The sequence below is a fragment of the Candidatus Palauibacter sp. genome, assembly GCF_965213655.1.
Classification (GTDB): domain Bacteria; phylum Gemmatimonadota; class Gemmatimonadetes; order Palauibacterales; family Palauibacteraceae; genus Palauibacter.
On sequence record NZ_CBDBZT010000003.1, the window covers coordinates 2061893 to 2076828 of the forward strand.

A 14936-nucleotide genomic window follows, 5' to 3' on the forward strand; every position below is an offset into this window, starting at 1 on the left:
TCTCCTGCTCCTCCTTTGGAGCCCTTGGAACTCGGCACCGCTGTCCGGGCAGGACGCGGATCGGTATCCGGGGCCGTTTCCGGGCGGGTATCCGGCCATGAGCGGGATCGGCGGGTCCGGGAAGATGTACATGGAGAGCTACTTTCCACCCCCCGTCACGGCATCGCCCACCTATCCGGCGTTCTCGCCCGATGGGGCGTCGATCGCCTTCGCCTACCAGGGGCGGATCTGGGCGGTCCCGGCCGAGGGCGGCGTGGCCCGGCAGCTCACCTCCGGGGCCGGATACCATTCGATGCCGAGTTGGTCATCGGACGGGCGCCATATCGCCTACGCGGCGGACATCGACCTCAACCTCGACATCTTCCTCCTCGACCTCGAAACCGGAGAATCCCGGAGGCTCACGGAAGATCCCGCCATCGACATGCGGCCTCGGTTCTCCCCCGATGGAACGAAGATCCTGTTCACGACCGGACGGGACGGGACGTTCGATCTCTGGGCCTACGACCTCGGGGCGGGAGCGCTGGAGTCCGTCATCGCCCACCCGGGGGCGAACGACATGGCCGGCGACTGGATCGGCGATACGGGGGATATCGTCTTCGTCTCCAAGCGCGGAGAGGCGGCGCTCGGCTCGGGCTCGCTGTGGCGCTGGAACGCGGACACCGGCGAGGCCGAGCTTCTCATTCGCATCGAGACGAACTATCAGGCGTCGCCCGTCGTGGCTCCCCACGGTGGTTCCGTCGCGTACGTCACCGACGCGTCGGGGAATAACGACATCTACCAGGTCCCGACGTACCGTGCGGGTGCGGCGCAGGACCGTTCCAGCCCCGGAATCCAGCAGGTTCGGCTCACTCACACCCGCACGGACGAGTACTTCCCGTCGTGGTCCCCCGATGGCGAACGTCTCGTCTACGCGCGGAATGGGGGCATCCATGGGCAGGATCGGACGACGGACGGCGGGATGGGGTTCGGGCTCTACACGACGGGGCGCGGGGGCGGCGAGCCGGTCCCCGTGCGAATCGAGGACTACGCGTGGTCCGAGCCGACGGGCCAGGTCCAGGTGCGCGTGAGCGATGGGCGCGGGCGGCGGGTCCCCTCCCGTATCTATCTGGAGGCGTCGGACGGACGCAGCTACTTCCCTGACGGCAGTTTCCCGCGCGTCCTGAGCGGGCCGGAGGACTACTACTTCCACACGGACGGGAGCTTCTCCGTCACGCTCCCGGTCGGGGCTGCGGAACTGGAGGTGTGGCGCGGCTTCGAGTACGAACCCGTCATGCGCACCGTGGAAGTGCGCGCCGGCGAGTGGACGAACGTCGACGTACGGCTCGAGCGCTGGATCGACATGGCGGCGGACGGCTGGTATTCCGGGGACAATCACATTCACCCGAACTATGGCGGTCATTATTTCGTCACACCGCTCGATCTCGGGAACAAGGCGCTGGCGGAAGACCTCAATGTGGCGAACGGGATGATCGCCAACTATTGGGCGAACAGCCGTGTCGAGGATCTGGAACATTTCCTCGGCCATCCGCATCCGCACCCGGATCCGCGGACGATCGTCTATTACAATGAGGAGTACCGGCCGAACTTCTTCGCGCACATGTCGCTGCTGAACCTCGTGGAACTCATCACGCCCTTCTACATCGGCTACGAGGGGACGGCGTACCGCGAACTGTACCCGGATAACGCGGCGGTGCTCAGGCGCGTGCACGAGCAGGGCGGCATCGGCGGCTACGTGCATCCGTTCGGGCTCAGCCACCGCGGGCCCGACCCTGCGCCGGGCGGGGCGCGCGAACTGCCGGTCGACGCGATCCTCGGGCTGGCCGACTTCGTGGACGTCTCCTGCATCTGGAGCGACGAACTCGGGACGGCGGCGATCTGGTACCGCCTCCTCAACACCGGCTCGCGGATCCCGGCCACGGCGGGGACCGACGTCATGTCCGACATGTGGCGGCACCCGGCCGTGGGGACGACGCGCTCCTACGTCTACACGGGCGAGGAGGACCTCGACTATGACGAGTGGGCCGACGCGATGGCCGCGGGCCACGCCTTCGTGACGAGCGGACCGATTCTCACGCTCGACGTGGACGGCATGGGCATGGGCGAGGAACTGACGGTCTCGGGCGGCGAGAGCGTGAGGGTCGCGGTCACCGCGCGGTCGCTCTTCGAGATGGAGCGACTCGACATCATCCGGAACGGCGAGATCATCCACACGGTCGAGGCGAGCGGGGACGGCCGGACGCTCGAGGCGGAAATCGACGTACAGGTGGACGGGAGCGGCTGGATCGCCGCGCGAGTCCTCGGGCCGGCGCAGCGCGGCGCGATGGACAGCTACCTGTTCGCGCACACGAACCCGGTGTTCGTGATCGCCGACGGCGAGCCGATCCGCTCGCAGGAAGACGCCGCCTTCTTCGTGCGCTGGATCGAACGGACGCTCGAAGACCTCCACTCGATGGACCGCTGGGACGACCCGGCCCACAAGGCCGAAGTCATCGCGACGTTCGAGGAGGGACTCCGGCTGTATCAGGCCCAGGCCCAGGCCGCCGGTGGCCGCTGAGGGCGGCGATCCGGGGCCGAGGGAGGACCCGGCGCTGGTCGAACCCGAGGCTCCCGCCGGCTTCTTCAACGCCGAGATGCCGCTCGATGCCCTACCCGGCGTCGAGACCGTCGACTGGATGCCGCTACACCCCCGCTTCGCGAGGCGTCTCCAGGTCGGAGCCGTCCTCCGGTCCGTCGCCTACGTCGCGGGCGGCGCGGCTTTCCAGATGGCGATATCGCCCCGCAATCGGGCTCTCATCTCGGAGTCACTGCCGTGGCTCGCACCGTTCCTGTGGACGGCCCTCGGGGTCTTCTGTGTGTGGTCCGTCCTGTGGCCGCTCATCGCGGTCCCGCGCCGGGGTTACGTCGTCCGCGAGAAGGACCTCCTGTACAAGTCCGGCGTCCTCTGGCGCTCCGTGAAGGCGTTTCCGTTTAACCGCGTTCAGCACACCAAGCTCCACAGCACCCCGCTGGACCGCCGGTTCGGTCTGTCGAGCCTGTCGGTCTTTCCGGCGGGGGGCGGCCTCGGTAACCGGATCCGCGGTCTGGGGCGGGAGACCGCCGAGCGGATGCGCGTGTACATCTCGGAACGAATAGAGTCGGCGGCGTCGCCCGCTACGGCTTCCGACGAACACGCCGAAGCCAACGGGAACGCCGGCCGGTGAATTCGCCGACCCCCGGCGATTGGCAACGCTCCTCGCCCTTCGCCATCCTCTTCTTCGCCGGAAACATCGTCAAGACCGTGGCGCGCACCATGATTCAGGGCGCTGTGATCCCCCTGATCGCGCTGGTGGCGCTGGTGCGGGACGATCCCGGCAGCCTCGGCGTTCTGCTCCTCGTGCTCGGGGCGCTGCTCCTCCTGCCCTTCGTCGCGGGCACGGTTCAGTGGGCCTGCTTCAGGTTCAGGATCGCCGAAGACCGACTCCTCATCCACAAAGGTGTCCTCAAGAAGACCGCGCTCGACCTGCCTTACGAGCGCGTGCAGGGCATCAACGTCAGGCGGTCTCCCGTCGACCGTCTGTTCGCGCTGGTCACGGTCACCCTGGACACCTCGGGCTCGGTCCAGGCAGAGGGCAAGCTGCCGTCGATCGAGGCGGAGGTGGCCCACCGGCTGCAGCGCAGCGTGACGGCCCTGCGACCCGTACCCGGGGACCGCGCCGCGGGCGAGGAGGGCTCTGTGGCTACGGGCACGAACCCGTCGTCCGATGCGGCGAGTGAAGTCCGGCCCGCCATTGGACCGGGCCGCGTCCTGCTGAAGCTCGGCCCGGCCGACATGGTGAAAATCGGGCTCGCCAGCCGGAACTTCATCTTCGTGGCGGCGTTGGTCGGCGTGCTGACCGATCTCCTCCAACCGGGCGATTTCCTGGATCCCGTCCTGGAGGCGGTCGAGTCGAGCGTCGACAGCGCGGCGAGCGCGTTCACAGGTCTCGGGACGCTCGCCCAGGTGGGGCTCGCGGCCGCCCTGATCGCCTCCATCGCGGGCGTGGCGCTGCTCCTCACGGTGACGGCGGCGTTCCTGCGACACCACAACTTCACGCTCCGGCACGGCGGCGGCAGGTTCCGCTCGCGCGCCGGCCTCCTCACGCAACGCGAGGTCGTGGTCGAGGCTCCGAAGATCCAGCAACTGACCGTGAGTCAGGGCCTCGTGCTGCGGTGGTTCCGACGGTATCGGCTCTTCGCCCTCCCGGCCGCGGCCGTCTCCCCGGAAGCGGGCCGCGCCTCCGCACTCGAAGTGCCGGACGTGCTGGAGGTGCCGCTCCTGGGCGACCAGCTCGCCGAGGATCTGCGGGCGCTGGTGCTCGCGCGAGAAGCGACAGCGATTCCCGTCCTTCCCGGAAGTAGCCGGTTCAGGCGGGTGTCGCCTCACTACGTTCGCGCCCTCGCCCTGCGCTACGGCCTCGTCCTTGCCACCGTCTTCGGAACTCTCCTGTTGCTGGCGGGGGCCGGAATGTTCGCCCGCACCTCCGCGATCCTCTTCTGGTGGGCCGCATCCATCCCGGTTGCGGCGCTCGCCGCCTGGCAGCGGTGGCGCCGGCAGGGATACGCGTACGACCGCGATGGACTGGCGAGCCGCACCGGATTCGTCGGACGCGAGGTGAAGGCGTTCCTCATGCGGAAGGTTCAGTCCGCGACCGTCAGGCAGTCCCCGCTGCAGCGCCGGAAAGAACTGGCCACGCTTCAGGTACAGCTGGCGTGCGGGAAGATCACGGTTCCGTACATCGACCGTCGCGTGGCGTGCGCTCTGCGGGACCACATCCTGTTCCGCGTGGAGTCCTCACGCCGACGCTGGCACTGACCGGAGGCGACGCGCGCGCCTGGGCGAGCCCCGCCTATCGGCCCTTGAAGTCGGGGTCCCGTTTCTCGGTGAAGGCGCGGGGGCCTTCGGTGTGGTCCTCGGAGGCGAGCATGCGCTCGTAGGCAGGGAACCGACCCTCCTGGACGGCCTCGAAGGCGTCGCGCATCGACAGGCCCTCGATTCCGCGCACGACCTCCTTGATGGCCTGCATCGAGAGCGGCGCGTGCCGGGCCAGATGGTCGGCGACTTCACGGGCCTTCGCGAGTACCTGCTCTGAGGGGACGACCCAGTTCACCAATCCCCATTCGTGTGCTTCCGCCGCCCCCATGCGGCGGCCGGTCAGCAGCAGCTCCATCGCGACGTTCCGCGGCAGCCTCCGCGGGAGCCGCTGGACCCCTCCCGCGTCGGGCACGTTCCCGAGGCGGGTCTCGGGGAACCAGAACTCGGCGCCCTCGCTCGCGACGATGAGATCGGCAGCGAGCATGACTTCGCACCCTCCCCCCACCGCGAGGCCGTTCACGGCGGCGATCACGGGCTTCGTCAAATCCCACAGTTCCGTGATACCTCCGAAGCCCCCGGCCCCGTAGTCCATGCGCTCGTGCTCTCCCCCGGCGGCGGCCTTGAGGTCCCAGCCGGCCGAGAAGATGCGGTCGCCCGCCGAGGCGAGGATCGCCACGCGGAGATCGTCGTCGTCACGAAAGTCGCAGAAGACCTCCCCCATGCGGATGCTCGTCGCCGCATCGATGGCGTTGGCCGGTGGCCGGTCCAGCGTGACCTCGATGATGTGCCCTCGGCGTTCGGTCTTCACCGGATCCGACATGTTCAGCGACTCCCTTCCCGGTCGGATCCCAACTGCCGGGCGTCGGCGCCCCTGTAACTCCGCAGGCGGGCGAGGTTCCGGATGTCGGCGTCCGCGCCATCGTCTCTCTTCGGGGTTTCCAGGATCTTGGGGACATGTTGGAGCTGCGGATCCGTCATGATCCTGCGGAAGGGGCCCTCGCCCAGGCTTCCCTTCCCGATCTCCTCGTGGCGATCCTTGCGGGAGTCGAAGGGGTGCTGCGAGTCGTTCATGTGGATGAGGCCGAGCAGTTCCAGTCCGAGGATATCGTCGAACGCCGTCCAGACGCCGTCGTAGTCCCCGACCAGGTCGTAGCCGGCCGAGTACGCGTGGCACGTGTCGAGACAGACGCCCACGCGGTGCCGATGGGACTCCGGGATCCGATCACGGATGCTGCGCAGGTTCTCGAAGCTCGCCCCGACGGTCGTTCCGGCTCCGGCGGTGAGTTCGAGGAGGACGCGGGTTGGCCCCTCCACCGCCTCCAGCGACTCGGTCACGCCCCGCGCGTTGCGCGTGAGGCCCTCGTCGATCTCGCCGTCCGTGGCGTTCCCCGGATGGGTCACGAGGAAATCGAGGCCGAGGCGCGCGCAGCGCTGAAGTTCGCCCTGGAAGGAGCGCTGCGACATCCGCCACAAGCGGCGGTCCGGTGTGGAAAGGTTGATGAGGTAGGAGTCGTGGGCTCCGGCGACGGCGATCCCGTGCTCGGCACGCGCCGCCTTGAACGCCGCCGCCGTTTCGTCGTCGATCTTCGGCTCGGCCCACCGGTTCGGCTGCTTCGTGAAGAGCTGGAAGTTGGCCGCCCCGATCTCCGCCGCCCGCCCGGGCGCGTTCTGTACGCCCCCCGCCACCGAGACGTGCGCGCCAAGTTCGTCAGCGGGGCCCCCGTCGCGGCCCGCCGGCGCCGCCGTCACTTGCGGGGCGGCTGCGACGGACGGAGTTCGACGCGGCTCACATGGGCTTCCTTCGGATAGGAAAGGAGCTGCATGACCGCCGCCGCGCAGTCATCCACGTGCAGCCGCCACGTCCGCTCCGGCACCTGTTCCCTTCCGTTGAACCACGTGTCCACGCTCCCGGGCATCACGATGCTCACCCGTACGTCGTCGTAGCGCACGTCGAGCAGCATCGCCTCGGTGAGCCCGAGCAGGCCGTACTTGCTCGCGTTGTACCCGGTGCCGCCGCGGAAGGGATGGCGGCTGGCGAGCGATGCGATGTTCACGATGAACCCGTCGCCGCTCGCGCTCAGGTGGGGGAGCGCAGCCTTGGAACAGTAGAAAACCCCGCCCAGGTTCACGTCGATCTGGAGTTGCCACTCGTCGACGCTCATCTCCTTGAGCGGCTTGAAGACGCCGAGGCCCGCGTTGTTCACCAGGATGTCGAGGCGCCCGAAACGGGCCACGGTCTCCTCGACCATGCGCTCGCAGGCGCCGAGATCCGCCACGTCGCACACGATGCCCAGCGCGCGCTCGCCGAGATCCGACTCGGCGGCCCGCACATCCGCTTCGGTCCTGGCGCAAACCGCGACCGACCCGCCCGCCTCGAGCAGGTGTTCCGCAATCGCACGCCCGATGCCCTTCGTCCCGCCCGTCACGAGCGCGACACGCCCCGTCATGTCCGGTCCCATTCCACTCCTCTCACGGCTGCCCCTGTCTCCTCAGATGGGAAGCCAGTAGGCGATCTTGAGCAGGAACACGTGCTGGCCGCGCGCGCGCAGGCTGTCGACGAGGCGGCCCGGGTCCACGAGTTCGCCGGAGGCCCGCATGTCGGAGCGGTCCTGCTGCCACACGAGGAAGAGCGTGCTCCCCGGCTGCCATTCCCAGCGCAGGACGACGTTGCTGCGCATCGAGAGGATGTTGAAGTCCCCGTCCGGGAGCGTGAATGACTGTCCGCCCTCGCTCACGCCCCACGACCCGTCGCGACGGCGATCGATCCGCGATCCCATCTCCCCGTACACGAGCAGGTCGCGGTGGCCGGGCTCCAGGAGCTCGCCCAGGCCGTGGCGGCGTCCGCTCGCCGCGAACGGCTCGAAGTAGGCCTCGAGCGTGAGGTCCGGCCCGAAGGCGTAGGAGCCGCGGAGACGCAGGGCGAGGGTGCTCCGGTCGATGGCGGAGAAGATGTAGCGCCGGTCGAACGTGGCGCGCCGACCGCCGGCCAGGGTCGTGAGGTACTGCCGGGATTCCATCTCGCGCCGGTAGCTGGGTTCGACCTCGAGCTGGAGCGCCGTCCCCGGACGGAGGGTGAGCGAGCCGCTCACGTCGTACATCCACCCGCCGACTTCGTCCTGTCCGTAGGACCCCATGAGGCGGAAGCCGGTCCGGAAGGAGCGGTCGGTGGCGAGCGTCAGCCCGGCTTGCCAGCGGGCCAGCGTCTCCATGAGCGGGCCGCCACGTGTCAGGTGGTCGCTGAGCGCGCGAGGCTGGTATTGGCCGTTAAGCGTCGTGCGCAGATAGTTGTGCCAGGTGGCAGTGGCGTCGGCCCCGAGCGTGGTCTCGGTGCGCACGCCGTCGAAGTTCCACGCGCTCGCCGAGGTGAGCCCGAGTCGCCACGAGCGGGCGAGCGCGGTCGGGAGCGTCTCGCGGATCGCGATGTCGGCTTCGGCCGTGAGCCGGTCCGCATTGAACATCTGGCCCAGGTCGTTGATCTCGAAGCCGGGAGAGATGGCTTCGCCCCGCACGCGCCACAGCCAGCGACGGCCCCCCACCTTCTGCATCCCGAGGGCCGCGGTGTACCCGGACAGCATGGAGCGCGAGGGGTCCAGCCGCGCGGTCTCGCGGTCCGGACGCTGGAAGAAATGGGCGCTCGAACGCTGCACGCGCAGGATCGACTCGGGGTTGCCGCTGAGATGAGAGAACCCCGCGTGTCCCGTGAGTTCGTACTCACCCCCGCCGAAGCGCAGGTTCCAGTCCGTGCCGCCGGCGTAGACCCGCCACGGGAGGAGCGCGGCGAGTTCGGGACGAGCCTCGCGGCTGAGCGCGGTCCCCGTGAGACCGACCGTGGAACGCTCCTCCCCGAACTCCTGCTCCAGTCTCGCCACCCCGAAGGCGCTCAACGGGGCCACCGGGACAACGCTCTCGGTCGTGTCGATCCGCGTGGCGCGGTGGGTGAAGTCGAACGCCCGGGCATCCTCGCGGCCGGTGACGGCGAAGAGCGCGCCCACCGAGGTCCCGCCCGGGAGTCGGCCCGTCATCTTCCCCGCCCCGAGAATCGTCGTCTGATCGGGCGCGACCACGCTGTCGGCCACGGCCCGTCCGGGTGGCGGCGCCCCGATGCGGCGCGAGTAGAAGTAGCGCGGACCCAGCCCTTCCATGAGTTGGCGACCCTCCGTGAAGAATGGGCGGCGTTCCTCGAACACCTCCTCGAACGCGGTCAGGTTGACGACGGCGGGGTCCGCTTCGACCTGTCCGAAGTCGGGGTTGACCGCGGCGTCGAGCGTCAGGCTAGAACCGAGACCGACCTTGAAGTCCGCCCCCACGCGGGATTCGCTCCGCGTCACCACACCCGTCCCGGGGCCGCTCGTCGGAGTGCGCAGATCTCCCGCCACGTAGGGCAGAAACTCGATCCCGCGGCTCCCCTGCACGCCCTCGAGCCCCGTGAGATCGCCCAGCCGCGAGGCCCACCCCGGCTCGCTCCGCACCACAAGTTCCCACAGGACATTCTCCTGGATGTCGGGCATGTAGCGGTTGATGTTCACACCCCACGCCCGCTCGTCGCCGTTGAAGCGCAGTTGCGAGAACGGCATGCGCATCTCGGCCGTCCACCCGAGCGAGTCGCGCTGCACGCGCGCCGACCACACGGGATCCCACGTGTAGTCGCGGTTCGTCACGTTGTCCTCGGGGTGGTACCAGTCCGTGCGGCTGCCCGCCGCGTTCACGCCGAAGGAGACCGCCGTGCGTTGGTTCAGGTAAGGATCGAGCGAGACGAGCAGCCGCTCGGAGCCGGTGTTCTGGTCGCGCCGGGTGCGGTAGGCCTGGATGCCTTCGGGGTCGTCCGTGAACATCCGCCCGGCGACCCACAGCGCCTCGGCGTCGAACGCGAACGCGACCTCCGTGCGCCGCGTGCCGGGCTCGCCCTCGTCCGGCTCCCGCTGCCAGAACGAGGTGACGAACTCGGCTTCCTCCCAGACCGCGTCATCCAGGAAACCGTCCAGGCGCAGCGTTCGTTCCGCGTCGCGCGTGGCCCGCATCTCCTGCCGGTCCTCAACGCCGATTCCCTGGGCACGCAACTCGCCGACGCCAAGGGGCCCTGGGCCGCCGACTCCGCCGACGACGCTCAGGCCGGCGGCGATAGCGGCCGCGAGCGCAATTCGGCGGGTGAGGGGCAGTCCCTGCCGCGCGTCGACTCGTGGAGCCTTCACTCTTGGAGGAAGATGCTCTTGGGGATGAACCCTGTGACGACCTGCGTGAGGTCGACGACCTCGCTCACGCGGAAGTCGACGGCGATGCTCGCCAAGGACAGCGCCTTGTCGGGGGCGAGTCCCTTCTCTTCCGTCAAGAATTCGACGACGAGCCGGACGGCTTCGCGCGCCGCACGATCGAGATCCAGGTCGATCCCCATGATGAGGTAGTGCGTGTCGGTCTCGGCCCTCGGCGCGGGGATCGACACGTCCTTGTGGAGGACGAAGCGGAACACGCCCGTCAGCGACTGCTCGATCGCCGTTCCGCTCACCTCGCCGTCTCCCTGCGCCCCGTGCGGATCCCCCGCGTAGAAGAGCGCGCCCGGGTGGAAGACGGGGAGGTAGACCGTGGTACCGGCGGTGAGATCCTTCACGTCGAGGTTGCCGCCGAAGGGTCCCGGCGGACGCGAGGCCTGGACCCCCGCGACCGTCACCCCCGGCTCTCCCACGACCGGATCGGGCGCGACGGCGAGGATGCCCATGAACGGCGCCAGCGGCACCTGGATCTCCGGAGAGAAGAAGGCCACCTCCCGCCCGTCCACTTCACCTGTCCGGATCAGGTGTCGGCCGGCGGGGATGTCGAGCGGCTCGTCCTCCGGGGCGGCGCCGGGATAGCTCGGGGAGAAGATCCCGCCCTGCCCGCTGGTGGAGTTCACGCCCCACGGGACGCGCGTCTCGATGTCGAGGATCCGGATCTCGAGCATGTCGCCCGGCTCCGCGCCCTCGATGTGGATCGGTCCCGTGATGACGTGTCCGCTGCGGCCCTCCCGCGGGCGGTCCTCGCGCGAGGCCCAGAAGTCGATCACGTCGTTGAGAATCTCCTCCCGTGGAACGCCGAGCCCGGTCAGAAACGCGACCGGATCTTCGTTCTGCGTGGCGCCCACATGGGTCAGCGTCTCGATGCGGACGGTTTCGCCCGAGGAGATGCGGAGGACGGGTTCCTTGTCGATCGGATACCAGCCCCAGTTGAGCGTCTCCGGCCGCGACGCGACGAGATGGTCGGCCTCGATCTCCCCGGCGTCGGCGACGCTCGCGTCTTCGCCCGCGGGCGGCGCACACCCCAGCGCGAGCGCGCACCCCAACGTCAGCGTGCCGCCCATCACCACCAGGCCCGGCTTCATTTGACGCGACATGGAACGGTCTCCCACGCTGAGAGTGAACGTTTACAGTGGATCTTCCCGTTGCGGGAGGCAACGATCCGGGACGGAACCCGGATAAGACAGCGAGGATAACGATGCGAAACGGCAAACGGCGCGCGGGGACGGCGAGAAATCGCGCAGAAACCGGGGTCGGGGCACTCGCGCTCCTCGTCCTTCCGGTTCTCCTTCCTGCGTGCGCGAACCCGGAAGCGGGAGGGGCAGGCGAGACCGGCGTGACCAGCGAGACCGGCGCTCCGTCGTTCGCGGTCGACCCCGGCTGGCCGCGCGAGATGCCCGACCTCTGGATCATGGGTTCGGTGACGGGCGTGTTCGTCGACGCGAGTGACCACGTCTGGGTCACGCACCTCCCCGAGACGCTGACCCCGGAGGAGACGTCCGCGGTGCAGGATCCGCCGATCGGCACCTGCTGCGCCCCGGCCCCGGTCGTGATCGAGTTCGACGCGGACGGGAACGTGGTTCAAGGGTGGGGCGACCCCGCGACGCAGGACGTGTCCGAGTTCCCGCGCAACGCGCACGGCATCTTCGTCGACCACAACGATTACGTGTGGATCGGCACCTACCGGCACCACCGCGTCATGAAGTTCACGCGCTCAGGCGACCTCGTGATGACGATCGGCCGTTACGACGAGAACGCGGGGAGCGACGACCCGGAGCTTCTCGGCGGCCCCGCCGGCATCTGGGTGGACCCGGAGGACAACGAGGTCTTCATCGCCGACGGCTACCGGAACCGCCGCGTCGTCGTCTTCGACGGCGAGACGGGCGCCTACCTGCGCCACTGGGGCGCCTATGGCGAGCCGCCGGACGACGCCTACGAGTACGACTACGGAGGCCGTGCGTCGGACTCGGAGCCGCCGCGCCAGTTCTCCACGGTCCACGGCCTCGCCGGCTCGAACGACGGCCTCATCTACGTGGCCGACCGCCGCGGCAACCGCATCCAGGTGTTCGACCAGGAGGGCGCGTTCCAGGCCGAGAAGATCGTGGCTCCCCTGACGCGAGCCTCGGGTTCGGCCTTCGTCGTCGCGTTCTCACCCGACCCGGAGCAGCGCTGGCTCTACCTCGCCGACGGCACCAACCACAAGGTGTGGATCCTGCGCCGCAGCGACCTCGAGATCGTGGGGGAGTTCGGCCGCGGAGGGCGCCAACTCGGCCAGTTCCTGCGCCCCCACGGGATGAGCGTCGACTCCCGCGGCAACATCTACGTGGGCGAAGCCTCCACCGGCCGCCGAATCCAGCGCTTCACCCCCCGCTGATACGGCACTGGATTGAGACACGCCGCTCTCGGCCGGCTCAGGCACGACCATGTGAGCAGCGAACCTGGCGAGTGGTGGATTCACCGGGTGGCACCGTTTCACACGTCAGGAGACCCTGTCACACTCTTTCGTCGCCTTCGGGACGTCGTGGCCGCCATGCCACGCACCCATATCGTGACGGCGACGGACGATTACCTGCACGCCGTCTGCAGGACTCGAGTGGGGTTCCGCGACGATCTGGAGTTCCGGTGGTGTCCATCGGAGGGCGTCGCCCACGTCACGTCGGCGTCTCGCGTCGGCCTCTTCGATTGCGGGGTGAACCGGCGCAGGGTAGAACGGGTGCGCAGGATGCTTGAAGCAATCAATTCCGGACGGGCTTCAGCCCCCGGTGATGCGGTGTGAGCCAGCGGCCGCCCGGGTAATCCGTAGCTCCGTCCCCCGGTAGTTCTTCGCCTTGCGGGGCAGCGGAGGGTCATCTTCGAGCAAGCCGGGGATCATGGCTTGCTGCGAGGTCGTCTTGCCCGGAATCCGGACCTCGATCTCTCCAGCGTCTTCCATCGGAATCAGGGCCTTCGTCCTGAGCTGCGACGAGTGGTAGTCCGTCTTGTCGGACCTCACAAACTCCTTGACATCCTCGATGCGTACCCAGCCCTCCCCGCCAAATCTGTCCTTCAACGCGTCCCGTAGCGGTGCGAAGTTTGGTTGATCGACCCCAAGCAGCAGTTGGTCCGTCTGTCCTCCTCGGAAACTGAAGTTGCCGCCCGGATCGATGTTCCAGATCGCCGCCTTCATCTTGTCTGAAGCCAGGGGATGCCGACTCGCATGGAAGATGCTGTACTTGTGTCGACTGCCCTCGTGCAGGTCGAAGTGGATGACCTGCTCCGCCCCCGCCTTTCTGAGTTGTCGTTTATACAGATCGAAGAGGCACCGCCGACGCTCACCGCCGTCGCTCAGATCGGCGCAGGTTCTCCAGTCGGGACAGCCGTAGAGCAAGTCGAGAGGACCGCTGAATTCGTCACTACTGCGGAAACGGTTGATTTGTTCGTACATGACGGAGATGTAGACTTCACTCATCCGGTGAGCCAGGATGCGCTCCATGACGTGCATCGGGGTGTCGGAGACCCCGAAGGGGTCCACCATCGCGAAGCACGGAGGAAAAGACTTGTCGGCATCCGCGAGGGATTCAAGCTGCGGCGCGAATGTCTCGTCGAATGCGCCGCAGACTACCCGCACTTCGGAGCCCTGAGGCAATCGCGCCTTGAAGGGGGTCACTAGTCCGTCGAGATGCTCAGCCCGCTCCTGCTCATCCTCGATGAAGACAAACTTGACCTCAGCCTTGATTTTGTTTTTTGCCGAATGCTCAAGGAACGCATTCAGCGCGATGATCGGAGATCCGTCTTCGCCTCCCTTGTACTCGCCCGGACCCGCGAAGCCATCGAGGAAGATGATCCGCTCCTGTTTCAGGCCAAGGATCGGGAGCCACGCCTTCAGGTATTCCCTCAGTACGAGGTGCTTGCCGAGCGAGTGCGGCTTTAGGTCCCAGATTTTCTCTGTCGGCGCCGCCATCAGGTGACAGCTGCGATCGAGGCCGCCGACGCTACAACGTCGGGGAACTCGCTCCACTCCCGCCCGTCCAGGAGCCGGCCACCCGCCTTAGCCGTGTTCCCGCCCCACTGCTTGAAGAAGAAGGGCACGGAATCCCGCCGACACTGCTCGCGGATCGTACACGCCCAGCTCGATTCCATGGATCGATGATTCGGCCCGCTTTCACCTCCGACGATGACCCAGTGGATGCCGTCGAGGTCCAAGTCCAGAGGCCCCAGCAGTGGTTCACACGACAGAAAGCGCACCGCCGCTGGAACGCGAATCAAGTGCGACCGGCGGTAGGCAACCCTCTGGTCTTCAATCGATGTGCCCAGCCAGATATGCGCAGGGATTTCGGCGTACCCTAACTCCTCGGCGTTTGACGCCCAGAAGGCGGCCGCCCGGGCCGGACGCTTGGTCAGCACCTGATAAATGTGGCGATCGCAGGTCAGCATGACTTCGAAGATTCTCCGCACGAATTGCTGCGGGATGTCCTTGTGGAAGAGATCGGACATCGAGTTCACGAAGATCATCCGTGGCTGGGACCAGCGTTCGGGTTGCCCCAGACGCTCGGGCCACAGCCTCACGGCAAACGGATCCTCCGCGTTCTCCTCCGTTTCGACCGCGGGCCGACGAGGCAGATACGTATGCCTGAGTCGGCGGCGGGCGAACGCCGCCGCGTAACAGTTGTCGCAACCGGCGCTTACCTTCGTGCATCCGGTAACCGGATTCCACGTGGCGTCGGTCCATTCGATTGCTGTTTGTTCACCCATGCTGCTGATACCTGTGATTGGGCATCTGCCGAGATGTCGTCACCGAATAAAAACCGAATATCGACCGGGTTGCAACCCCGAATGAGGTCGGATGAGAGTGTCTGCAATCA

Annotated in this window: 12 protein-coding genes; 5 read left to right on the forward strand and 7 right to left on the reverse strand. The window is 67.8% G+C overall.

Translation table 11 applies throughout. The annotated features are described in order from the left end of the window. Nucleotides 1–97: 97 nt before the first annotated feature. From ACOOGH_RS11250 to ACOOGH_RS11260, 3 genes are read left to right on the forward strand one after another with little or no spacing between them, the layout of a single operon-like run. Nucleotides 98–2554: a CehA/McbA family metallohydrolase gene (locus ACOOGH_RS11250; protein ID WP_420449008.1), complete on the forward strand. Its 2457-nt coding sequence runs from the start codon at nucleotides 98–100 to the stop codon at nucleotides 2552–2554. Next, complete coding sequence (locus ACOOGH_RS11255) at nucleotides 2544–3200, forward strand: PH domain-containing protein (RefSeq protein ID WP_420449009.1); 657 nt, start codon at nucleotides 2544–2546, stop codon at nucleotides 3198–3200. The genes ACOOGH_RS11250 and ACOOGH_RS11255 overlap by 11 nt, the downstream gene beginning before the upstream one ends. After that, nucleotides 3197–4831: a PH domain-containing protein gene (locus ACOOGH_RS11260; RefSeq protein WP_420449010.1), complete on the forward strand. Its 1635-nt coding sequence runs from the start codon at nucleotides 3197–3199 to the stop codon at nucleotides 4829–4831. The genes ACOOGH_RS11255 and ACOOGH_RS11260 overlap by 4 nt, the downstream gene beginning before the upstream one ends. 34 nt (nucleotides 4832–4865) lie before the next feature. Here the strand turns inward: ACOOGH_RS11260 and ACOOGH_RS11265 are convergent, their stop codons facing one another. Genes ACOOGH_RS11265 through ACOOGH_RS11285 form a run of 5 tightly spaced genes read right to left on the reverse strand, consistent with a single transcriptional unit; the run spans nucleotide 4866 to nucleotide 11192 of the window. Next, nucleotides 4866–5651 (reverse strand): enoyl-CoA hydratase-related protein, encoded by a 786-nt coding sequence (locus ACOOGH_RS11265; protein ID WP_420449011.1) that lies wholly within the window; start codon nucleotides 5649–5651, stop codon nucleotides 4866–4868. Between the two features lie 2 nt (nucleotides 5652–5653). Next, on the reverse strand, nucleotides 5654–6580 hold the full coding sequence (locus ACOOGH_RS11270; RefSeq protein ID WP_420449012.1) for a deoxyribonuclease IV: 927 nt from the start codon (nucleotides 6578–6580) through the stop codon (nucleotides 5654–5656). Continuing rightward, nucleotides 6577–7290 (reverse strand): SDR family oxidoreductase, encoded by a 714-nt coding sequence (locus ACOOGH_RS11275; RefSeq protein ID WP_420449013.1) that lies wholly within the window; start codon nucleotides 7288–7290, stop codon nucleotides 6577–6579. The genes ACOOGH_RS11270 and ACOOGH_RS11275 overlap by 4 nt, the downstream gene beginning before the upstream one ends. A 30-nt stretch (nucleotides 7291–7320) precedes the next feature. Further along, nucleotides 7321–10020 (reverse strand): DUF5916 domain-containing protein, encoded by a 2700-nt coding sequence (locus ACOOGH_RS11280; protein WP_420449014.1) that lies wholly within the window; start codon nucleotides 10018–10020, stop codon nucleotides 7321–7323. Next, nucleotides 10017–11192 carry an acetamidase/formamidase family protein gene (locus tag ACOOGH_RS11285; RefSeq protein WP_420449015.1) on the reverse strand — a complete coding sequence of 392 codons (1176 nt, stop codon included), beginning with the start codon at nucleotides 11190–11192 and terminating at the stop codon, nucleotides 10017–10019. The genes ACOOGH_RS11280 and ACOOGH_RS11285 overlap by 4 nt, the downstream gene beginning before the upstream one ends. Before the next feature lie 101 nt (nucleotides 11193–11293). On the opposite strand from ACOOGH_RS11285, the gene ACOOGH_RS11290 reads away from it, so the two are divergent. After that, nucleotides 11294–12469: a hypothetical protein gene (locus ACOOGH_RS11290; protein WP_420449016.1), complete on the forward strand. Its 1176-nt coding sequence runs from the start codon at nucleotides 11294–11296 to the stop codon at nucleotides 12467–12469. A gap of 87 nt (nucleotides 12470–12556) precedes the next feature. After that, complete coding sequence (locus ACOOGH_RS11295) at nucleotides 12557–12871, forward strand: DUF1499 domain-containing protein (protein ID WP_420450118.1); 315 nt, start codon at nucleotides 12557–12559, stop codon at nucleotides 12869–12871. On the opposite strand, the gene ACOOGH_RS11300 is transcribed toward ACOOGH_RS11295, so the two are convergent. After that, nucleotides 12848–14035: a three-Cys-motif partner protein TcmP gene (locus ACOOGH_RS11300; RefSeq protein WP_420449017.1), complete on the reverse strand. Its 1188-nt coding sequence runs from the start codon at nucleotides 14033–14035 to the stop codon at nucleotides 12848–12850. The genes ACOOGH_RS11295 and ACOOGH_RS11300 overlap by 24 nt on opposite strands. Beyond that, a complete protein-coding gene (locus ACOOGH_RS11305) occupies nucleotides 14035–14826 on the reverse strand; it encodes a DUF5131 family protein (RefSeq protein ID WP_420449018.1) in 792 nt (263 codons plus the stop codon). Before ACOOGH_RS11305 ends, ACOOGH_RS11300 begins: the two co-directional genes overlap by 1 nt. Nucleotides 14827–14936: the final 110 nt, after the last annotated feature.